Origin of the sequence: Lysobacter sp. 2RAF19 (genome assembly GCF_052115395.1) — a bacterium.
GTDB lineage: Bacteria > Pseudomonadota > Gammaproteobacteria > Xanthomonadales > Xanthomonadaceae > Noviluteimonas.
On sequence record NZ_JBFRGO010000003.1, the window covers coordinates 230,418 to 250,924 of the forward strand.

Genomic DNA, 20,507 nt, shown 5'->3' on the forward strand with positions numbered 1-20,507 from the left:
GCCGAAGCGGCTAAACTGCCCGGCTCACGAATCCCTCACCGCCGACCATGCTGCAGAAACTCCGCGACAAAACCTCCGGCTGGATCGCATCGGCCATCCTCGGCCTGCTGACGATTCCCTTCGCCTTCTTCGGCGTCGAGCAATACATGCAGCAGCAGAACGAAGACTGGGTCGCGAAGGTGGAAGCGCCGCCGACGTGGTGGGAGGGCGCGCCCAACGTCTGGCCCGTCTCCTATCTGTGGTCGAAGGACGAAATCGATTCGCGCGACTGGCGCCAGCAGCTGGAGCGCGCGCGCGCCGAACAGCGCCAGCAGCTGGGCGACAACTACGATCCGCAGGCCTTCGACACCGTCGACAACAAGCGCGCGATCCTCGAACAACTGATCGACCAGCGCGTGCTGAAGATGGCGTCGGGCCGCGCCGGCATCGCCGCGAGCGATGCGCAGGTCAAGCGCGCGATCCTGGAAATGCCGGTTTTCCAGGTCGACGGCAAGTTCAGCCCCGAGCGTTACCAGATCGCGCTCGCCTCGCAGAACCTCACGCCCAAGGGCTTCGAGAACGAAGTGCGCGACGGCCTGGCGGTCGACGCCCTGCCGCAGGGCCTGGCCCAGTCGGCGTTCGTCACCAATTCGGAAATGGATCGCCTGCTCAAGCTGCTCGCCGAAGAGCGCAGCGTGGCGTGGGTGCAGTTGCCGGCGCCGACGCCGGACACCGGCCCGGTGTCGGGCAAGGAAATCGATACGTATTGGGCGTCGCATCGCACCGAATTCCGCGCGCCAGAACAGGTCACCATCGAATACGTCGACATCGACGCCAACGCACTCACCGTGCCGCCGGCGGACGAAGCCACGTTGCGCCAGCGTTTCGACAAGGAAAAGAGCGGCCTGGGCAGCGGTGGTGAACGCCTGGTCTCGCAAATCCTCGTCGCGGTGCCGGCCGATGCCACGCCCGCGCAGCAGCAGGCCGCCGAAGCGAAGGCAAAGAAGCTCGCCGAACAGGCGAAGGCGCCGGGTGCGGATTTCGCCGCGCTCGCGACCGCCAACTCCGACGACGCCCTGTCGAAGGTCAAGGGCGGCGACATGGGTTGGATCGCCAAGGGCGGGATGGAAGAAAAGCCCTTCGAAGACGCGGTGTTCGCGATGCAGGGCGGGCAGGTCGCAGGTCCGGTGCGCACGAAGTACGGCTGGCACGTGGTGCAGGTGCGCCAAGTCAAGGGCGCGACCGATGCGAACTTCGATGAAGTGCGCGCACGCCTGGCCACCGAACAGGCCGATGCCGATCGCGAACGCATCTTCAACGACCTCTCCACGAAGATGGTCGACCTGGTCAACAAGAATCCGACCGCGCTGGATCCGGCCGCGAAGGCTTCGGGCCTGGAAGTGAAGACGCTCGGACCGTTCCCGCGCGGCGGTGGTCCCGGCATCGCCGGCAACCGCGCAGTGCAGCGCGCCGCGTTCGCCGATTCGGCGATCCAGGACGGTTTGGTCAGCGACACGATCGAAGTCGGCACCGACCACGTCGTCATGTTGCGCGTCACGCAGCATTCGCCGGCGCATGAATTGCCGGCGGCGCAGGTGCGCGGCCAGATCGTTTCGGCGATCCGCCTCGAGCGTTCGCTGAAGGCCGCGCAGGCCGTCGCCGATGCGATGGTCGCCAAGCTCAAGGCCGGCACGCCGCTCAACGCCGTTGCCGCCGAACGCGGCCTGGCACCCACCGCGATGCCGGCCGTTCCGCGCGGCGCGCCGCTGCCGACGCGCGAAGCATCGGAAGCGTATTTCTCCGTGCCGGCGCCCGCCGCGGGCAAGGTGTCGCCCGGCAGTGTCCGTCTGCCCGACGGCAGCCATGTCGTGTTCGTCGTCGACAAGGTCATCGCGGGCGATCCGGCGAAGGCCACGGCCGAAGAACGCGCGCAGTTGCAGCGCCAGCTCGCGCAGTCGGGCGGTACCGACGATGCGAAGGCCTACGTTGCGACGATGCGCAAGTCGATGAAGGTGCAGGTCGCCGAAGAACGGATGTAAGCGCGCCGCACCCAAGCGCAACAAAAAAGCCCGGCGATCGCCGGGCTTTTTTTTATCGCGACGTGCGCGCGATCACTCGATCCCGGTCATCCCGAGGATGTTGTAACCGGCGTCCACGTACGTCACTTCGCCCGTCACGCCCGCGGCCAGGTCCGAGCACAGGAACGCGGCGACGTTGCCGACGTCTTCGATCTTCACGCTGCGACGCATCGGTGCGTAGGCTTCGACATGGCCGAGCATCTTGCGGAAGTTCGCGATGCCGGCGGCGGCGAGCGTCTTGATCGGGCCGGCGGAGATCGCGTTGACGCGCGTGCCTTCCGGGCCGAGGTTGAGCGCGAGATAACGCACCGTCGCTTCCAGGCTGGCCTTCGCCACGCCCATGACGTTGTAGTTGGCCAGCGCGCGTTCGGCGCCCAGGTAGCTCAGGGTGACGATGGCGCCGTTGCGGTGGGCCATCATCGGACGCGCGGCCTTGGCCATCGCCGCGAGCGAGTAGGCGGAGATCTCGTGCGCGATGTTCCAGGTCTCGCGCGTGAGGCCGTCGAGGAATTCGCCTTCGATCGCTTCGCGCGGGGCATAGGCGATCGCGTGCACGAGGATGTCGAAGGAATCCCAGTGCTTCTTCAACTCGTCGAAGCAGGCTTCGACCTGCTTGTCGTCGGCGACGTCGAGCGGAATGACGATGTCGCTGCCGTATTCCTTCGCGGCGTCTTCCACGCGCGACTTCAGTTTTTCGTTCTGGTAGGTGAAGGCGAGCTGCGCGCCTTCGCGATGCATCGCCTCGGCGATGCCGCTGGCGATGGAGCGCTGGCTGGCGACGCCGGTGATCAGCGCGCGTTTGCCCTGCAGGAAACCCATGGAACCTCCGATGTTGCTGCGCGCCGGCGGGGCGGCGGGGGCGACAAGTGTGCCTGTGCCGCGCCTCAGGGGCCAGCCGCCGCGGTCGCCGGCGCGTCTTCCGCATCGATCCGCAGCACCATGCCCGGGCGTATCTTCGCGCCCTTGTCGAGCTTGTTGCGTGCGATGAGTTCGCCGGTTTCCAGGCCATAAAGGTGGGCGATGGTCCACAGCGATTCGCCGCGCGCCACGGTATGCGAACGCTTCGACGCGGCCACCTGCGGCGACGCTTCACCCACGATGGGGGAGGGCGTCGATACCTTGGCGGCCGTGTCCGGCGCATCCAGCGCGACGCGCACGCCATCGTCCATCGGCACTGGTGCGAGCACGCGCAAGGCGCCGTCCTTGCGTGCGACGACGCGGCCGCCTTCGAACGCGGGATTGAAGCGGCGCAACTGTGCCGCATCGAGCCCGCGCATCTGCGCGAAGGCATCGAGCGACTTCACGCCGGCCGGCAGCACCTGCGCATCCAGGTGCGCGACCGGACGATCGAGCGAACGCAACCATTCCTCGCGGTCGTCGGCCTGTTCGAGCAGGCACGAGAGCGCGCGCAACTTCTGTACGTAGGCGTGCGTGATCGGCGAAAGGCCGGGCAGCGTTTCGGGTTTGGCGTTGCGCGCGTTCTGGCCCGCGCTGCGCAGCGAACCGAGCACGCGATATTCGCCCGCGTTGTACGCCATCACCGCCAGGCGCCAATCGCCCGCGAACATGCCGTGCAAGGTCTTGAGGTAACGCACCGCCGCGCGCGTGGCATCCACCGGCGACAGGCGCCCGTCGTAACCGGCGCGCATGGCGATGTCGTGGTTGCGCGCCGTGGACTGGATGAATTGCCACAGGCCCGCGGGGCCGCTCGGGCTGCGCGCGCCGGCCTTGTAGCCGCTCTCGACGAAGGGAATGAGTGCGTATTCGGTCGGCAGGTCGGCTTCGCGCACGGCGTCGACGACGTAACCGAACAAGGGCAGGACATCGTCGTTCGCACTGGCCATGCGGCGCGGTGCGTTCGCGAAGTGTTGTTTCCAACGTGCGTTGCCGCCCGACGGACAAGTGGGATCGGCCAGGCCCTCGCGGAAGCTTGCGTAGATCTCGCGGCCGCTGCGGGTGTTGCGCGCGGCGATGACATCGTCGACCGGTGCCTGTTCGGCGTGGGGCGGCGTGCGGGGGATTTCCTGCGAGGCGGCCGATGCATTCGACGCCGCGAGCACGAGACTCGCGGCAAGGCCGAACGCCAGGCGCCGGCGCAACCTCATGCGCGGAACCCGTCTTTCCAGCGCCGCAATTGCGCGAACGCATCCACCCGATCGAGCAGCGCGCGGCCGACGTGCTTCGACACCGCACCGCGCACGTCCGGGATGTCGATGCGCAGGAACGGATTGGTGGCCCGTTCGTCGTCCAGCGTGGTCGGGACCGTCGGCTGCGACGCCAGGCGCAGGCGCTGCGCCTGCGTGCTCCGATCCTGCAGCGCGGTGTTGGATGGCTCGACCGTCAGCGCGAAGGCCGCGTTGGCCACGGTGTACTCGTGGCCGCAGCACACCCGGGTCGAACCGGGCAGCGCGGCCAGGCGGTCCAGCGAGTCCAGCATCTGCATGGGAGTCCCTTCGAACAAACGGCCGCAGCCGAGGCTGAAGAGGGTGTCCCCGCAAAACAAGACTTGATGGCCGTGGAATGCGATGTGGCTCACGGTGTGGCCCGGAATCTCATGGACCTCGAAGACCCAGTCGCCGATCCGGGCGGTGTCCCCGGCGCCGACGCGCTGGGTGGCGGTCGCGATCCGCTCGTCGTTCGGGCCGATGACCGGCAAGTCGGGATACTCGGCCAGCAGGGCGGGCACGCCGCCGATGTGGTCGTTGTGGTGATGCGTGAGCAGGATGCCGCGCAGCGACAGGCCTTCGCCGACCGCCCGCAGGACCGGCGCGGCCTCGCCCGGGTCCACGACCAGCGCGCTCCCGTCGTCGTCGACCAGCGCCCAGATGTAGTTGTCCTCGAACGCCGGCAGCGGTCGCAATCGCATCGATGGCCTCTCCACGCGGAAGGGGCATCCCGCAGAATAGGGACCATGCCGCTCCCCGGAACGCCCCGTCAACCTGAACAAGCCCCGCCCGCGGGCGCCTGGTTCGCCAGCGTTGCCGGCCGCGCCGTGCTCGACAGCGAGGACGAGATCGTCCGCAGGGCCGCCGCCGAGCGCCCCGGCCAGCCCTGGCTGCGCCTGATGCCGGTCGAAGGGCTGGCGGCGGTCGGCGAACGCGAGCTGGCGTTCCACGTCGCCGACGGCGCGTTCCTCGGACCGGTGCGGTGCGCGCTGCCGCTGCCCTTCGCATCCGAGGCGATGGGCACTGTCGTCGTCCAGCATGTCGCCGACGGCGCGGTGCTGCCGGCGGCGCTGCTCGAGGAAATCGCGCGCGTCCTGGTCCCCGGCGGCCGGCTGTGGCTGTTCACGCTCAACCCGCTGGCGCCCTATCGCATGCGTTGGCTGCGACAGGGGCCGTCGGCGTCCGAACCCGTCCGCTGGCGTCGCCGCCTGCGCACCGCCGGCCTCGAGCCCGAAGCGGTGTCGCAAGGCGTGGGACCGCGGTGGAATCCCATCCCCAATGCGTCCCTGCAACAGGGCGCAGGCATGCGCGCCGCCTTCCTGCTGCGCGCGGAGAAACGCGTCGTGCCCTTGATCCCGATCCGCCCCCGTCCGGTCGTGCGCCTTTCCAACGGTGTCTCCGCCGCATGACGAACAAGCAGGTGGAAGTGCATACCGACGGCGCCTGCCTCGGCAATCCCGGTCCCGGCGGCTACGCGGCGCTGTTGCGCTATAAGGGCCGCGAACGCGAAGTCGTCGGCGGCGAAGCGCACACGACCAACAACCGCATGGAACTGATGGCCGCCATCAGCGGCCTGGAATCGCTCAGCGAGCCGTGCACCATCGTCCTGTTCACCGACTCGCAGTACGTGCGCCAGGGCATCTGCGACTGGATGCCCAACTGGGTGCGTCGAAACTGGAAGACAGCGGCAGGCGATCCGGTCAAGAATCGCGACCTGTGGGAGCGCCTGCATGCCGCCACCCAACGCCACGCGATCGACTGGCGCTGGGTGAAAGGGCACAGCGGCGATCCGGACAACGAGCGCGTGGATCAACTCGCACGCGACCAGGCATTGAAGTTCAAGGGGATGGCGACGCAATGAGGCAGGTGGTGCTCGATACCGAAACCACGGGCTTGTCCTGGGACAAGGGCAATCGCGTGGTGGAAATCGGTTGCGTCGAACTGGTGGAGCGCCGCCCCACCGGCCGCACGTTCCAGCGTTACCTCAAGCCCGATTGCAGCTTCGAACCCGGCGCGCAGGAAGTCACCGGCCTGACGCTGGAATTCCTCGCCGACAAGCCGAAGTTCGAAGACATCGTCGAGGAATTCCTCGCCTTCATCGACGGCGCCGAACTGGTGATCCACAACGCGGCCTTCGACCTGGGCTTCCTGGATTACGAGCTCTCGCGCATCGGCGCGCACCTGGGCTGCGTGCGCGATCGTTGCAACGTCGAAGATTCGCTGGCCCTTGCGCGCCAGCGGTTTCCCGGCCAGCGCAATTCGCTCGATGCGCTGTGCCGCCGCCTCGGCGTCGACAACTCCCATCGCCAGTTGCACGGCGCCTTGCTCGACGCCCAGCTGCTCGCCGAGGCCTACCTTGCACTGACCTCCGGCCAGGGCGAAATCGGCTTCGCCGCCGCCGAGGATCCGGCGCGCGTGGTGGTCGCCGAATTCGCCGCCACCGGCGGCCCGCGCCCGCGCATCACGGCCACCGTGGACGAACTGGCCGCGCACGATGCGCGGCTGGCGACGCTTCGGAAGAAGGCCGGGCGGGCGGTGTGGGATGTGTTGCTTGAGGAAGACGCGCCGATGGAGGCCGTCCCCGCGTAAGTCAGTGGCGCCGGACGAGCACCACGGTCACGTTGTCCGACCCACCGCCGTCCAGCGCCGCCGCCACCAGGGTGTCGACGCATTCCTGCGCGCTGCACTCATCGTGCCCGAGCACGTCGGCGATGTTGCCGTCCTCGACTTCCTCGGTCAGCCCATCGCTGCACAACAGCAGCTGCATGCCCGGGCGGAGTTCGCCGGTCATGGTTTCGACGTTGAGCTGGTTGGGATCGGTCACGCCCAGCGCCTGCGTCACCACGTTGCGGTGCGGGTGGCTGCGCGCCTGCTCGGCGGAGATCGCGCCCTGCGCGATCAACTCCTGCACGTAGGAATGATCCTGCGACAACTGCGCCAGGTGTCCCTCGCGCCAGATGTACACGCGGCTGTCGCCGACCCATGCCACTTCGAAGCGATTGCCGGAAATGCGCGCGGCCACGACGGTCGTGCCCATGGGCAGCGCGTCGTTGCGGCGGCGCGAGGCGCGGATGATTTCCTCGTCGGCGATGCGGATCGCCTGCGCGAGCGGCGTGCCGTCGCGCACTTCGCGCACGATGGTCTCGCGCGCCAGGGCACTGGCGACTTCGCCGTATTCGTGGCCGCCCATTCCGTCGGCAACGAGCCACAACCCCAACTCGCTGTCGCCGTAGTAGGTGTCCTCGTTCAATTCCCGACGCAGGCCGACGTGGGTCAGGTGTCCGAATTCGATCATGGCGGATGACGAGGAGGGAGGGCCCGCAAGGGGAGTTGCATTCATCAACGGCATGATCGTTGCGATCCGGCCGTGCATGCCACGCGAACCTGCCGATCCGCGGAGGCGGTCACGTTGTCCGTACGCCACCCCACGGAGCAGGGCCGCTTCAGGGCGCAGCGCCCGTGCGGTAGTCCTGGTACGACTTCTCCTCGACGTAGGCAGAGCCCAGCGCCAGGTTGATGTCCTTCTTGATCCGCGCGCGTTCGTCGTTCTCGAAATACACGCTGCGCGCCAGGCGCACGAATTCCTCGTCGAAGGCCTGGTCCTTCTCCTTCACCCGGATGTCATCCTCGATCACCCACAGCCGTTCGTTGACGGCCTTGAGATCGGCGCGCAGCTTGGCGACGTCGCCGCCGGCGGCCGGGTGCGCCATCCAGGTTTTCTCGAGCGCGGACAGTTCGTTGCGGACATTCGCCAGTTTGGCGGGGTCGGTCATGCGCTCGGACTTGATCTGCAGGATCGCGATCTTGTCGAGGAGTTCGCCGTAGGAGACCGGGACCAGGAGTTCGGACATGGGCGCGCCGCGATGAGGGAACGGGGGCGCACAGTCTACCCGCGCTTGTCCCGCGGGAGGCACGCCCGTATCATGCACGCCCCGCAGCCCGGTCCATTGGGCACGCCCGCTTCCAGGAGAGGTGGCAGAGCGGTTGAATGTACCTGACTCGAAATCAGGCGTGCGTTTATAGCGCACCGAGGGTTCGAATCCCTCCCTCTCCGCCATGTAAAGAGAACGCCCCTGAACGGGGCGTTTTTTTTTGCCGTCTTTGGGTTGGAAAGGCAAAGCCGCTTCTCGACAAAGATCGGGGCAGTGCGAAGCTTGCTTCGCACCGGCAAGAGAATGCTCGAGCGAGGTGCCTGATCGAGAGCCATCGTTCGAAAGGTGATGCCCCAGCGTTGTGAGTTTCAAATTTTTTTCCTAAAAAAATTTGGAACTCACAACGTTCGGGCGGCGCGAAAGCGGAGGGTGTAGCTCCATCAGCCCAAGACGTTAATACCGCCCCGCGCGACGATCGGAGCAAAACCGATCAAACGCCTGCACCGCATCGTCCACGGTAATCAGATCCATCGCCCCTTCGCGCTCGATCTTCGTCCCCCACGGAAGCTCCTCGCCCGACTTGCCGAGAAACTTCCGCGCCGCATCGTCATAACGATCCACGCAATACCGCAGATCCGAATACGGCCCGCTGCGACGCGGATTACTCGGCGCATGCAACCCCAACACCTTCGTCCCCATCGCATTGGCGATATGCGTCGGCCCCGAATCGGGCGTCATCACCAGATCCGCGCGCGCCAGCAACGCCGGCAACTGCTTCAACGTGTCCTTGCCGACCAGGTCGAGCGCAGGCGCCTTCATCGCCGCGAGGATCGCGTCGGCGACCGAACGCTCCAGCGCACTGCGCCCCCCGCACAACACAACGCGCCAACCCTTCGACACCGCGTGATCGGCCACCGCGGCGTAACGCTCCGGCCGCCAATTGCGCAACACGTGGCTCGAACACGGCGACACGACCAAGGTCGGCGTCCCATCTTCGTCCCACTGCGCGCGCGCCCACGCGTGCGCCGACTCGGGCACCGGCATGTTCCAGACCACTTCGTTCTGCACGATGCCCAGCGGCTCGCAGAAACTCCCGATCGCATCGAGCACGTGGATGCCCGGGCGATCGGGGATGCGCTCGTTGACGAACAAGCCGTGCAGATCCTTCGAACGCGCCGCGTCGTAACCGATGCGCCGCTCTGCCGGAATGCACGCCGAAAGCAGGTTCGCGCGCATCGCCACCTGCATCTGCAGCAAGGCATCGAACTTCCGCGCCGCCAGCACCCGGCGCAAGGCGAGCATGCCGCGCAGGCCGCTGCGCTTGTCGTAAACGAGGAACTCCACGCCCGGCAGCCCCTCGAGCAATTTGAATTCGCCCGTCCCGATGACCCAGGTGATCGCGGTCTCCGGCCAGGCCTGGCGGAGGGTACGCACCAGCGGAACCACGTGCGTCACGTCGCCCAGCGCCGAAAGGCGCAGCAGGCAGAGCGAGCGGGGCGGGGGCGACGTTGCGGGCACGATGCTTGCTAGACTCGTTCGGACATGGCCGCGTTCGACGCCAATGAAAGCCTGACGCCGTTCCGCGAAGGGATGGGGTATGGGGCGATTCTGTTCGACCGCACATACCTGCGGCAAGCAGGCGTGGAACACGCCGTGCCCGAATGGTTCGATCCGCAGCACTGGGGCAGCCACGCGCACCCGGTTTCCTCCGGTGGGCGCGGCGCGGCATGGTTCGTGGACGGGCCCTTCGGCGGCGCGGTATTGCGCCATTACCTGCGCGGCGGGCTCGCTGCGCGCATCAGCCGCGACCGCCACCTGTGGCGGGGCAACGCCCGCGTGCGCAGCTTCGCCGAGTTCCGCCTGTTGCGCGAACTGCGCAGGAAGCAGTTGCCCGTGCCCGTGCCGATCGCGGCCTATTACGTGCGCAAGGGCCACCGCTATCGCGCGGCGATCCTGCTCGAACGCATCGAACACGTGCATTCCCTCGGCCACCGCGCCAACACCCCCGGCGATACCGCGCCCTGGGAAGCAGCCGGCCGCCTGGTCGCGCGCTTCCATCGCGCCGGCCTCGACCACATCGACCTCAACGCCCACAATCTGCTCTTCGACGATGCGGGCAACGGCTGGATGATCGACCTGGACCGCTGCGTGTTGCGCATCCCCGCCACCAAGTGGCGTGAACGCAACCTCGCGCGCCTGAAGCGATCCTTGCTCAAGCTGCGCGGCGAGCGCGGCACCGAGGATGTCGAACGCGACTTCCAGCGCCTGCTGCAGGCCTACGAAGCGCAATGGAACAAGGGCTACTGAAATGACCGCCGCGGCATGGTCCCTGCGCCTGCAGGGTGTCGGCAACGCCTTCGCCACCGAACTGGGTTCGGCGATGGCGACGATCGAACGCGACGGCGCGCCGTGGCTGGCGATCGATTGCGGCAGCGACGGTCTCACCCATTACCTGGCGCACTACGGCACCGCGCCGCGCGCGGTGTTCATCACGCATGCGCACCTGGACCACGTCGGCGGGTTCGAACGCCTCTTCGGCGCCAGCTACTGGGACGATGCACGGCGCGGCCGCGTCGCCCTGTACATCCCCGCGCCGCTGGTGCCGATCCTGCAGCAGCGCATCGCCTCGTATCCGAACGTGCTCGCCGAGGGCGGCGCGAATTTCTGGGATGCCTTCCATCTGGTGCCCGTCGGCGATCACTTCTGGCACGACGGCGTGCGCATGGAAGTCTTCCCCACGCGCCACCACTGGCCCGACACCAGCTTCGGCCTGCGCCTGCGCGGCAGCATGGTGTGGACGGGCGATACGCGGCCGATCCCCGAACAGCTCGCGAAATTCGCCGACAACAATGAAATCGTCTTCCACGATTGCGCCTTGCACGGCAATCCCTCGCATAGCGGCATCGAGGATCTGGAACGCGAATATCCCGCCGAACTGCTCGCGCGCTGCTGCCTGTACCACTACGCGAGCCAGACCGACGGCGCGCACCTGGAAGTGCGTGGGCATCGCATCGCGCGCGCGGGCGAAGTGATCGCGCTGGCACCGACGACGGCGACGATGGCGCCGATGCGATGAGCGCGCAGGTGCCCTTCGCGCCGGTGCACGCGCCCCAAAAAGGCACGCAGCCGCTGGATGCGCTCGGTCGCCCGTTGCGCGACCTGCGCCTGTCGGTGATCGACGCGTGCAACTTCCGTTGCCCGTATTGCATGCCGGCCGACCGCATTCCCGACGATCACGGCCTGGATGCGGCGGCGCGTTTGTCCTTCGACGAAATCGAAACGCTGGTGCGCGGGTTCGTGCGCCTGGGCGTGCGCAAGTTGCGCTTGACCGGCGGCGAACCGCTGTTGCGCAGGGGTTTGCCGGATCTCGTGCGGCGCCTGGCGCGCATCGAGGGTCTCGAAGATCTGGCGCTGACCACCAACGGCAGCCTGCTCGCCGCGCATGCGCAGGCCTTGCGCGAGGCCGGCCTGCATCGCATCACGGTGAGCCTGGATGCGCTGTCGCCTGCCATGTTTTCCGCGATGTCCGGCGGCCGCGGGCGCATCGAAACGGTGCTCGCAGGCATCGACGCCGCGCGCGCCGCGGGCTTCGCGCCGATCAAGCTCAACTGCGTCGTGCAGCGCGGCGTGAACGAAGGCGAAGTGTTGCCGCTCGCGGAGTTCGCGCGTGCGAACGGGCACGTGCTGCGCTTCATCGAATACATGGACGTCGGCACGTGCAATGGCTGGCGTCGCGAAAACGTCGTGCCCTCGGCGCAATTGCGCGACCGCCTGCATGCCCGCTGGCCGATGCGCGCGCTGGACCCGAATTACCGCGGCGAAGTCGCGGCGCGTTACGCCTACGACGACGGCGCCGGTGAAGTGGGGTTCGTGAGTTCGGTGACCGTTCCGTTCTGCGGCGATTGCCATCGCGCGCGCGTCTCGGCGGACGGCACGCTCTACACCTGCCTGTTCGCCGCCGACGGGCAACCCTTGCGCACGGTCGCGCGACAAGGGGAAGACGCCGTCGTGGATGCGCTCGCCCAAGCCTGGTCGCGTCGCGCGGACCGTTACAGCGAAATCCGCGGCGCGGCGACGGCATCGCGGCGCCATGTCGAAATGTACCTGGTCGGAGGCTGAACGATGACGCGCAAGCAGTCCCTGACGCATGTGTCCGCCGACGGCCGGCCCGCGATGGTCGACGTCGCCGACAAGGCGGTCACCGCACGCGTGGCGAGCGCCGAATGCCGCGTGAAATTCCCCGCCGATGTCGCGCGGCAACTGCGCGCCAACGGCCTGCGCAGCGCGAAGGGCGCGATCGTCGACACCGCGATCATCGCCGGCACGATGGCGGTGAAAAAGACCTGGGAACTCATCCCGTTCTGCCATCCGCTGCCGATCGATGGCTGTGCGATCGCGATCGACTGGTCGCACGCCAGCGAACTCACCATCACCTGCACGGTGCGCACCATCCACCGCACGGGCGTGGAGATGGAAGCGATGACTGGCGCGACCGTCGCCGCGCTCACCGTCTACGACATGTGCAAGGCGCTTTCGCACGCGATCGTCATCGGCCCGGCGAAACTGACGGCCAAGCGCGGCGGCAAGCGCGACGTGGGAGACGTCGGATGAGCGCCCACGTGACCGTGCTGTACTTCGCCTCCCTGCGCGACCAGGCGGAGGTCGACCACGAGACCTTCGATACGAATGCACCGGACCTGCGCGTGCTGTATCTCGAACTGCGCGCGCGCTACGGCTTCGCCTTGCCCGTGGAGCGCCTGCGCGTGGCGGTCGACGGCGATTTCGCGCGCTGGGAAGACGTGCCGCGCGATGGCAGCGAGATCGCATTCATCCCGCCGGTGTCGGGCGGTTAGATGCATCGGTTCGCGCTGTCGGACACCCCCTTCGACGTCGCTTCCCTGCGGGCGCAATTGCTGGACGCGCGCGTGGGTGGCTACGCGAGCTTCGAAGGCTGGGTGCGCGACCACAATGCCGGGCGCGCGGTCATCGGTTTGCGCTACGAGGCCTACGCCGCGCTGGCGGAGGCCGAAGGTGAGCGCGTGCTGGCCGAGGCCCGCGAACGCTTCGCGATCCTCGACGCGCGCTGCATCCACCGCACGGGCGATCTGGCCATCGGCGAACTCGCCGTCTGGGTCGGCGTGGCCGCCGCGCACCGCGACGCCGCCTTCGCCGCCTGCCGCTGGATCATCGACGAAGTGAAGCAGCGCGTGCCCATCTGGAAGCATGAACGCTACGCGCAGGGCGATGCGGATTGGCTGCATCCGGAGTGAACCTGGAACGCCCGCGCTTGTTCGGCGCAGGGGCGGGGGCTAGAATTCGCGGCCCGAACGTCGGCCGCAAGCCGTCCCAGGGGTTCCAGCGGAGAGGTGTCCGAGCGGTTGAAGGAGCACGCCTGGAAAGTGTGTAAGCGGCTAAACCCCGCTTCGCGGGTTCGAATCCCGCTCTCTCCGCCACATTCGGCAACGGCCCGCCAGGCGGGCCGTTGCGCTGAACAGTCCTATGGTGGCCCCGTCGGCCCCTCGCGACGCTAGATCGAAAATCCCGCCAGGGCCGGAAGGCAGCAACGGTATCGGTCGATGCGGGTGCCGAGGTCAGCTGGCGGGGTCATCGCCATTCCGGCGACGTGGCATCATTCGCCCATGTCTTATCTCGTCCTTGCGCGGAAGTGGCGGCCCCGGCGGTTCGCCGAGCTCGTCGGTCAGGAACACGTCGTGCGGGCGCTCACCAATGCGCTCGATTCCGGGCGGGTCCACCACGCCTTCCTCTTCACCGGCACGCGCGGGGTGGGGAAGACGACGATCGCGCGCATCTTCGCCAAGTCGCTCAATTGCGAACGCGGCACGTCCGCCGAACCGTGCGGCGAATGCAACGCGTGCCGCGACATCGACGCGGGCCGCTTCGTCGACCTGCTGGAGATCGACGCGGCCAGCAACACCGGCGTCGATGACGTCCGCGAGTTGATCGACAACGCGCAATACATGCCCAGCCGCGGCCGGGTGAAGGTCTACCTGATCGACGAAGTCCACATGCTGTCGAAGTCGGCCTTCAACGCACTGCTCAAGACGCTGGAGGAGCCGCCGGGCCACGTGAAGTTCCTGCTGGCGACCACCGACCCGCAGAAACTCCCCGTCACCGTCCTCTCGCGCTGCCTGCAGTTCAACCTCAAGCGGCTGGACGAGGCGCAGATCACCGGCCAGATCACGAAGATCCTGGAAGCCGAGGCGATTCCCGCGCAGCCCGGCGCCATCCGCCAGCTCGCGCGCGCCGCCGACGGCAGCCTGCGCGACGGCCTTTCGCTGCTCGACCAGGCCATCGCCTACACCGGCAGCCAACTCGACGATGACGCCGTCGCCGCCATGCTCGGCACCGTGGATCGCACGCAGGTCGCCGGCCTGCTCGACGCACTCGCGCAGGGCGATGGCGCGCGCATGCTCGATATCGTCGGCACGCTCGCCGAGTTCTCGCCCGACTGGAACGGCGTGCTCGATGCACTCGCCGATGCCTTGCATCGCGTGCAGGTGCGCCAGCTCGTGCCGGGCGCGGAGATCGACGAAGACAGCGTGCCGGTCGACGTGCTTGCGGCGAAGCTGCGGCCCGAACTCGTGCAGCTTTGGTACCAGATGGCCTTGAACGGTCGCCGCGATTTGTCGCTCGCACCGAGCCCGCGCGCCGGGTTCGAAATGACGGTGCTGCGGATGTTGGCGTTTCGGCCAAGTGCGGGGGATGGAAAAGCGGGAATAGGGAATAGGGAGGGAAGCATTCCGCAGGGCGGTGAAGTGCGCGGGCCGAAGGCCGCGCGCGAAGCGCTCATGGAAAAACAAGCCGCGCCAGTCGCGGCCCCCGCGCCCCCGAAACCCAGCATCTCGTCGACGGACGCACCCCAACCCCGCGTCGAATCGCCCATTCCCCATTCCCCGCTCCCCATTCCCGCCTCTTCCACGACGATCGACGCCACCACCTGGCCCGACCTCGCCGCCAACCTCGGCCTCGGCGGGCCCGCGAAAGAACTCGCGGCGCACGCAGGCTTCATCGCCTACGAGGACGGCATCCTGCGCCTCTCGCTTTCGCCGGCCGACGACCATCTCAAGGCCGACGGCCTGGTGAAGCGCCTGGCCGATGCGCTGGCGCGCACGCTCGGCGTGACGCCGCAGATCCGTTTCGAAGCCGAATCCGCGCGCGGCGAAACCTTGCACCAGCGCACCGCCCGCGAACGCGACGCGCGCCAGGTGGCCGCGGAGGAAGCCTTCCTCGGCGACCCCGACGTGCAGCGCCTGATGCAGCGCCATGGCGCGAGCGTCGTGCCCGATTCCATCCGACCCTTCGACGACGCCTGAGCCTCGTCGCCAAACACGAGAGAACGCCCCCATGCGTGGAAACATCGCCCAGCTCATGCAGCAAGCGCAGAAGATGCAGGAAAACATGCAGCGCGCGCAGGAAGAACTCGCCAAGCTCGAAGTCACCGGCCAGTCCGGCGGCGGCATGGTGAGCGTGACGATCAGCGGCCGCATGGAATGCCGCAAGGTCCGCATCGATCCGTCCGTGATGGCCGATCCGGAAATGGCCGAAGACCTGATCGCCGCCGCCTTCAACGACGCGGTGAACAAGGTCAACGCCGAATCCCAGTCGCGCATGTCCGCCGCGACGGCCGGCATGCCGATTCCCCCGGGCATGAAGATGCCGTTCTGATCGGCGCCGCTGCGTGGCACTGATCGACCAACTCATCGAAGCGTTGCGCGTACTGCCGGGCGTGGGCCCGAAGTCGGCGCAGCGCATGGCCTATCACGTGCTCGAACGCGAACGCGTGGGCGGCAAACGCCTGGCCGAAGTCCTCGCGCAGGCCGTCGAACAGATCCGCCACTGCGCGCGCTGCCGCGACTTCAGCGAAACCGAAGTCTGCGCGATCTGCGCCAGCGCCTCGCGCGATGCGCACTTGCTGTGCGCCGTGGAATCGCCGGCCGATCGCCTCGCGATCGAACAGGCGACGGGCTTCCGCGGCCTCTACTTCATCCTGCAGGGCAGGCTGAGCCCGCTCGACGGCATCGGCCCGCGCGAACTGGGCCTGGACCAGCTCGACGCGCGCATGGGCGAGGGCGAGGTGCAGGAACTCATCATCGCCACCAACCCGACCGTCGAAGGCGAAGCCACGGCGCATTACCTCGCGCAACTCGCGCGGCGGCACAAGGTGCGGCCGAGCCGGCTCGCGCACGGCGTTCCGTTGGGTGGCGAACTGGAATACGTTGACCGCGGCACGCTGTCGCACGCCTTCGGGACGCGGAGCGAGATGCCTTGAAGGAGTCGGACATGAGCAACGAAGACACGATCTTCCATCGCATCGCGCGCCGCGAGATTCCCGCGGACATCGTCTACGAAGACGACGAGGTGTTCGCCTTCCGCGACATCGCGCCACAGGCACCGGTGCACGTGCTGTTCGTGCCGAAGGAATCGGTGCGGACGCTGGATGCGATGAAACCGTCGCAGGCGCAGATCGTCGGCAAGCTGGCTTACGCGGCCGCCGAGTATGCGAGGCAGGAAGGCTTCGCCGACGATGGATATCGCGTGGTCATCAACTGCAACGCCCACGGCGGGCAGACGGTGTTCCAACTGCACCTGCACTTGTTGGCCGGGGCACAGCTAGGCCGCTTCGGAACGCCGAAGTAGCTTGGCGTTTCGCTGACGCACCTCCTTCGGTGGGACGCCTCGCGGCGAGGCTCATCTCAACTGAGATGGCTGCCTCTTCGACAGCCATCGGGGCAGTGCGAAGCTTGCTTCGCACCGGCAAGCAACTGCTCGGGCGAAGCGCCCGATCGAGAGCCAACGCTCGAAAGGTGATGCCCCAGCGTTGTGCGTTTCAAATTTTTTTCCCAAAAAAGTTTGGAACGCACAACGTTCGGGCGGCGCGAAAGCGGAGGGTGTAAAGCCCTGACGGGCGTTACCGCTTTTGCAGTTACCAGTAACCCCACCAGGGCCAAGGCGCCGGATACGTCAGCACATCCACGCGATCCCGGATCGGCCACAGATAAACGACATCCGCCGCAACGCGCGGAAAACGATAATCGTGGTCCCCGATCTTGCGCGTATCGAACGCCTCGATGCGGCCCGTGAACGTGACCTCGCGATTGGGCTCGAACACCGCCGGATCGTAGAACCCGTTGCGGCACGCGATGAAACGCCCGTCGTCGGTGTCGGAGTTGTAATGCGGACGCGCACTGGAATCCAACGGCGTCGCCAACACCTCGAAACACGTGTTGTTGTCGCGCGGCAACGTCTGCACGATCCGCCCGCCCCAACGCACGACCGAACCGATCTGCTGCGCCGCGGCCGCATCGCGCGGCGTCATCGCCAGATACTCGCCCTGCAAGGGCGTCGGCTGAGTCGCGCAGGCAGCGAGCAGGACACCCGCCACGACCAGCGCCGCATATCGAAACGTTGTCATGGCACGTCTCCAGGAAATCCGCCCGCCCGGGGCTTGATGATGCACACGATACGCGCAGCCGGCGTTACGGGCGGTGTGCGCGCAGGTCCCGGAGCAGGGCGTTCAGCGATTCGTCGGCTTCCCCCCGGCCCGGCCCATACCGCCATCGGCTGAACCGGACGCCGAGGGCCCGCAGCCCCTCGTCGCCCCCGGCCCGCGCACGGTGGACCCGCTCGGCCCAATCCAGCGCCGGCTCGTGCGACGCACGGCCCAGGCCCAGTTTTCCGTAACGACCCGCCAGGCGATGCCAGGCGCGCAGCAAGGGGTCGCGCTCCCGCACGTCGCGGCTCAGGAGCCACACCGTCGCGGCCAGGCAGGACAACGCGACCAGCGAGAACAGCATCAACAACATCTCGGTATCGATGTCGCCCAGGCCGAAGGGACGGAACAGCGCCCGCTGCCGATCGGCGTTGAACCCCAGCACGAAGTCGTTCCAGCCATTCAACATCCAGTCGCCGACATTGAAGACCGGTTGCAGCGAGGCCAGCAGGTCGCCCGCGCCCGCGCGATCGGCGATGGTGCCGAACACACGTTCGGGCGCCACCGCCGCGGTGGGGTCCATGCGCACCCACCCGCGTCCGGCGATCCAGATTTCCGCCCAGGCATGCGCGTCGGAGCGGCGCACGATCCAGTAATCGCCGACCGGGTTGTAGTCCGCGCCGGCATAACCGCCCACCACGCGCGCCGGAATCCCCGCCGCGCGCATGAGCACGACGAACGACGAGCTGAACTGCTCGCAATACCCGCGCTTGTCGACGAAGAGGAACTGGTCGACCGCATTGCGTCCCGCGAGCGAGGAGGCCAGCGTGTATCCGAACTCCTTGTGGAACCACGCGAGCGCGCGGCGGGCGATCGCCGCGTCGTCGTTCCCCGCATCCCGCCGCCATTGCTGCGCCAGCGCGACCGCGCGCGGATTGAAGCCTTCAGGCAAGCGAAGGTTGCGTGCGCGCAGGAACGGCGCGAGCGGCTGCGCCCCGAACTGCGCGACGTTGCCCGATCGCATGCGCCAGCGCGTCACCGAATCCAGCGGCCGCTCCACGCGCAATGCGCGGTCTTCCCCGAGGGTCGCGTTGGCCGGCGCCGACAGCGGCACGTCCAGTGCGATCAATTGCCGGCGGTCGGTGGGTTCCATCGACAACTCGTAGTTCCACTGCACGCGCGCGCCCGCCACCGCGGCGGCCGGATAGCCCGACGCCCATGCGCCGCGCGACCACGTGCGCCCATCGAAATCGCTGAATACCGGCCCGCGGAAATACATCGCGTCCTTCGGCGGCGTGCGGCCGAAGAAACGCACGCGTGCGGCGGGCGTATCGTCGAACATCAGGTCTTCCCACCGGCCGGGCGACATGCTGTCGGCCAGGCCCGGGCGCGAAATCGCGCGGTCGGGCACGCCCCACAGCGGCGTAGGCAGGCGCGGGAACAGCCAGAACGCCGCCAAGGCGATCGGCAGCCCGAGGCCGATCATGCGTCCGGTGCTCGCCAGGCGTTTGAACCACGGCGTGGCGTCGGACAGTTCGCCCGATTCCAGGTCCGACAGGCGCTGCATCGCGATCAAAGCGCAGACCGCGGCGACCAGGCCCAGGCCGAGCGACAAGGGCCCCTGGTCGAGGAGGAAAGTCGCGAACGGCGCGAACAGCGCGAAGCCCAGCAGGCTGCGTGCATCGCGCACGCTGTCGGTCTCGGCAGGTTTCACCGCGAGCATCGCGGCGAGGATCGCGCAACCGGTGTCGCGGCCGAAGTTCACGCCCATCGTCGCGAACACCGCACCGGACATGCCCAGCGCAAGGATCACGCGCAACCACGCCGGCAACGGACGCCGCCATGCGCCCACCGCGACGGCGATGCCGGCAACGAGGATGCCGGTCGCGAGCTTCGGATCCAGCCGCAGCAACAAGGGTGCGACGCACGCGGCGCCCGCGATGAGCACCGTCGCGCGCGAGCGCGGATCCAGGCGGATGCGCGAGGTGGAAGGCGAGGCGCTCATGCGTGCCCCGGCAGCAGGGCGAGGGCGCGCAGGCATGCGTGGCGATGCGCGGGCCCGTGCGCCGGGCCGATCGGCGCATGGCCGGGCACGACGAGGCGATAACGCCGCGCATCGCGTTCGGCTTCATCGACCCAGCGCGCGAGCCGACGGATGCGTGCCTCGGTGTCCATCCCGGCCAACACCTGCCAGTCGAGCACGATGTCCGCCGATTGCGGCCGTTCGTATTCGCGCACCAGCAGGTTGCCCAGGCGCGCGGTGGGTTTCCACGCGATGGTGCGCGGCGGATCGCCGCGGCGGTACGCGCGCAGGTGGTGCACGTCGTCGCCGAGCGGATGCAACCGCGCGGCGGCGGCCTCGCCCGCGCCTTCGGGCAGCGGTGGGCCATCGGCTTCGGGATGCGGATACACGAGCAACGGTTGCTCGGGCCAGATCCACGACCACGCGCGCACGATGCCGAGCGGGCGCGTGGTCGACACGCGCAGGCGCGGAAGGTCGAACCAGCCGCGCTGCGAAGTCGGCAGCGCGATTTCCACCTCGCCCGCACCTTCTTGCAGCGACAACTTGCCGGCACCGCCGGCGCAATCCACGCGCAAGCCGCGCCGCGCGCGGCCGCGATGATCGGCGCGCGCATGGATGCGCACCAGGATCGGCGTGCCGGCGGGAACCGGGTCGCCGCCGACGGCGACGAAGCGCATGCCGCTCAACTGCAGGTGCGCACTGAGCAGGCTCGTCATCGCGGCGCCGGCGAGCAGCAACATCAGCAACAGCGCCGGATTGTTGTTGTAGTTGAGCGCGCCCAGCCCCATCGCCATCAGCGCGGCGCAGAAGAACAGCCCGAAGCGCGTGGGCAGGACGTAGATGCGGCCGCGATGGAGTTGGATCGGCACCGCCTCGGGCCCGCGCGGGCGCGCGAAGGTCTCGATCCATGCGCGCAGCGCGTGCAGCGTGGCACGCATC

At 67.9% G+C, this 20,507-nt stretch carries 23 protein-coding genes, 2 tRNA genes and 1 other RNA gene; 17 read left to right on the forward strand and 9 right to left on the reverse strand.

Features of this window, described 5'->3' with window-relative positions; genetic code table 11:
- Positions 1–47: 47 nt before the first annotated feature.
- On the forward strand, positions 48–2,018 hold the full coding sequence (locus AB4059_RS12520; protein ID WP_498979321.1) for a SurA N-terminal domain-containing protein: 1,971 nt from the start codon (positions 48–50) through the stop codon (positions 2,016–2,018).
- A 72-nt stretch (positions 2,019–2,090) separates the two neighbouring features.
- On the opposite strand, the gene AB4059_RS12525 is transcribed toward AB4059_RS12520, so the two are convergent.
- From AB4059_RS12525 to gloB, 3 genes are all read right to left on the reverse strand, one after another.
- A complete protein-coding gene (locus AB4059_RS12525; RefSeq protein WP_498963919.1) occupies positions 2,091–2,876 on the reverse strand; it encodes an enoyl-ACP reductase FabI in 786 nt (261 codons plus the stop codon).
- 65 nt (positions 2,877–2,941) lie between these two features.
- Positions 2,942–4,162 (reverse strand): lytic transglycosylase domain-containing protein, encoded by a 1,221-nt coding sequence (locus tag AB4059_RS12530; protein WP_498979322.1) that lies wholly within the window; start codon positions 4,160–4,162, stop codon positions 2,942–2,944.
- On the reverse strand, positions 4,159–4,923 hold the full coding sequence (gene gloB / locus AB4059_RS12535) for a hydroxyacylglutathione hydrolase (protein ID WP_498979323.1): 765 nt from the start codon (positions 4,921–4,923) through the stop codon (positions 4,159–4,161). The genes AB4059_RS12530 and gloB overlap by 4 nt, the downstream gene beginning before the upstream one ends.
- Before the next feature lie 45 nt (positions 4,924–4,968).
- Here gloB and AB4059_RS12540 point away from each other — a divergent pair, with 45 nt between their 5' ends.
- The 3 genes from AB4059_RS12540 to dnaQ are packed head-to-tail and all read left to right on the forward strand — an operon-like array spanning position 4,969 to position 6,811.
- Positions 4,969–5,631 (forward strand): methyltransferase domain-containing protein, encoded by a 663-nt coding sequence (locus AB4059_RS12540; RefSeq protein WP_498979324.1) that lies wholly within the window; start codon positions 4,969–4,971, stop codon positions 5,629–5,631.
- Positions 5,628–6,083 (forward strand): ribonuclease HI, encoded by a 456-nt coding sequence (gene rnhA / locus AB4059_RS12545; protein WP_498979325.1) that lies wholly within the window; start codon positions 5,628–5,630, stop codon positions 6,081–6,083. The genes AB4059_RS12540 and rnhA overlap by 4 nt, the downstream gene beginning before the upstream one ends.
- Positions 6,080–6,811 carry a DNA polymerase III subunit epsilon gene (gene dnaQ / locus AB4059_RS12550; RefSeq protein WP_498979326.1) on the forward strand — a complete coding sequence of 244 codons (732 nt, stop codon included), beginning with the start codon at positions 6,080–6,082 and terminating at the stop codon, positions 6,809–6,811. The genes rnhA and dnaQ overlap by 4 nt, the downstream gene beginning before the upstream one ends.
- A 1-nt stretch (position 6,812) precedes the next feature.
- Here dnaQ and AB4059_RS12555 read toward each other — a convergent pair whose 3' ends face one another.
- Both AB4059_RS12555 and AB4059_RS12560 read right to left on the reverse strand, forming a co-directional pair.
- Entirely contained in the window at positions 6,813–7,517 is a 705-nt protein-coding gene (locus AB4059_RS12555) for a PP2C family protein-serine/threonine phosphatase (RefSeq protein ID WP_498963931.1), read from the reverse strand.
- A gap of 148 nt (positions 7,518–7,665) precedes the next feature.
- Positions 7,666–8,073 (reverse strand): DUF6165 family protein, encoded by a 408-nt coding sequence (locus tag AB4059_RS12560; RefSeq protein WP_498979327.1) that lies wholly within the window; start codon positions 8,071–8,073, stop codon positions 7,666–7,668.
- A gap of 115 nt (positions 8,074–8,188) precedes the next feature.
- On the opposite strand from AB4059_RS12560, the gene AB4059_RS12565 reads away from it, so the two are divergent.
- Positions 8,189–8,279 (forward strand) — tRNA-Ser (locus AB4059_RS12565).
- Between the two features lie 268 nt (positions 8,280–8,547).
- On the opposite strand, the gene AB4059_RS12570 is transcribed toward AB4059_RS12565, so the two are convergent.
- Positions 8,548–9,612 carry a glycosyltransferase family 9 protein gene (locus AB4059_RS12570; protein ID WP_498979328.1) on the reverse strand — a complete coding sequence of 355 codons (1,065 nt, stop codon included), beginning with the start codon at positions 9,610–9,612 and terminating at the stop codon, positions 8,548–8,550.
- 24 nt (positions 9,613–9,636) lie between these two features.
- On the opposite strand from AB4059_RS12570, the gene AB4059_RS12575 reads away from it, so the two are divergent.
- The 12 genes from AB4059_RS12575 to AB4059_RS12630 all read left to right on the forward strand — a co-directional run bounded on the left by AB4059_RS12575 (position 9,637) and on the right by AB4059_RS12630 (position 16,752).
- Positions 9,637–10,401: a 3-deoxy-D-manno-octulosonic acid kinase gene (locus tag AB4059_RS12575; RefSeq protein ID WP_498979329.1), complete on the forward strand. Its 765-nt coding sequence runs from the start codon at positions 9,637–9,639 to the stop codon at positions 10,399–10,401.
- Position 10,402: 1 nt separating this feature from the next.
- Positions 10,403–11,170: an MBL fold metallo-hydrolase gene (locus AB4059_RS12580; protein ID WP_498979331.1), complete on the forward strand. Its 768-nt coding sequence runs from the start codon at positions 10,403–10,405 to the stop codon at positions 11,168–11,170.
- Positions 11,167–12,213 (forward strand): GTP 3',8-cyclase MoaA, encoded by a 1,047-nt coding sequence (moaA, locus tag AB4059_RS12585; RefSeq protein ID WP_498979332.1) that lies wholly within the window; start codon positions 11,167–11,169, stop codon positions 12,211–12,213. The genes AB4059_RS12580 and moaA overlap by 4 nt, the downstream gene beginning before the upstream one ends.
- Before the next feature lie 3 nt (positions 12,214–12,216).
- Entirely contained in the window at positions 12,217–12,705 is a 489-nt protein-coding gene (gene moaC / locus AB4059_RS12590; protein ID WP_498979333.1) for a cyclic pyranopterin monophosphate synthase MoaC, read from the forward strand.
- Positions 12,702–12,947 (forward strand): MoaD/ThiS family protein, encoded by a 246-nt coding sequence (locus AB4059_RS12595; RefSeq protein WP_498979334.1) that lies wholly within the window; start codon positions 12,702–12,704, stop codon positions 12,945–12,947. Before moaC ends, AB4059_RS12595 begins: the two co-directional genes overlap by 4 nt.
- Positions 12,948–13,364: a molybdenum cofactor biosynthesis protein MoaE gene (locus AB4059_RS12600; RefSeq protein ID WP_498979335.1), complete on the forward strand. Its 417-nt coding sequence runs from the start codon at positions 12,948–12,950 to the stop codon at positions 13,362–13,364.
- 90 nt (positions 13,365–13,454) lie between these two features.
- A tRNA-Ser gene (locus tag AB4059_RS12605) sits at positions 13,455–13,547 on the forward strand.
- 55 nt (positions 13,548–13,602) lie between these two features.
- Positions 13,603–13,699, forward strand: an RNA gene (gene ffs, locus AB4059_RS12610) — signal recognition particle sRNA small type.
- 34 nt (positions 13,700–13,733) lie between these two features.
- On the forward strand, positions 13,734–15,428 hold the full coding sequence (gene dnaX / locus AB4059_RS12615; RefSeq protein WP_498979337.1) for a DNA polymerase III subunit gamma/tau: 1,695 nt from the start codon (positions 13,734–13,736) through the stop codon (positions 15,426–15,428).
- 31 nt (positions 15,429–15,459) lie between these two features.
- A complete protein-coding gene (locus AB4059_RS12620; RefSeq protein WP_498979339.1) occupies positions 15,460–15,780 on the forward strand; it encodes a YbaB/EbfC family nucleoid-associated protein in 321 nt (106 codons plus the stop codon).
- Positions 15,781–15,793: 13 nt separating this feature from the next.
- Positions 15,794–16,384, forward strand: coding sequence for a recombination mediator RecR (gene recR / locus AB4059_RS12625; RefSeq protein ID WP_498979340.1), 591 nt, complete (start codon positions 15,794–15,796; stop codon positions 16,382–16,384).
- Between the two features lie 11 nt (positions 16,385–16,395).
- Positions 16,396–16,752, forward strand: a complete 357-nt coding sequence (locus AB4059_RS12630; RefSeq protein WP_498979341.1) for a histidine triad nucleotide-binding protein — start codon at positions 16,396–16,398, stop codon at positions 16,750–16,752.
- Between the two features lie 286 nt (positions 16,753–17,038).
- Here the strand turns inward: AB4059_RS12630 and AB4059_RS12635 are convergent, their stop codons facing one another.
- The 3 genes from AB4059_RS12635 to AB4059_RS12645 all read right to left on the reverse strand — a co-directional run bounded on the left by AB4059_RS12635 (position 17,039) and on the right by AB4059_RS12645 (position 20,506).
- On the reverse strand, positions 17,039–17,527 hold the full coding sequence (locus AB4059_RS12635) for a Slp family lipoprotein (protein WP_498979342.1): 489 nt from the start codon (positions 17,525–17,527) through the stop codon (positions 17,039–17,041).
- Between the two features lie 64 nt (positions 17,528–17,591).
- Positions 17,592–19,550 (reverse strand): transglutaminase TgpA family protein, encoded by a 1,959-nt coding sequence (locus AB4059_RS12640; RefSeq protein WP_498979344.1) that lies wholly within the window; start codon positions 19,548–19,550, stop codon positions 17,592–17,594.
- Positions 19,547–20,506: a DUF58 domain-containing protein gene (locus AB4059_RS12645; RefSeq protein WP_498979345.1), complete on the reverse strand. Its 960-nt coding sequence runs from the start codon at positions 20,504–20,506 to the stop codon at positions 19,547–19,549. Before AB4059_RS12645 ends, AB4059_RS12640 begins: the two co-directional genes overlap by 4 nt.
- Position 20,507 lies beyond the last annotated feature (1 nt).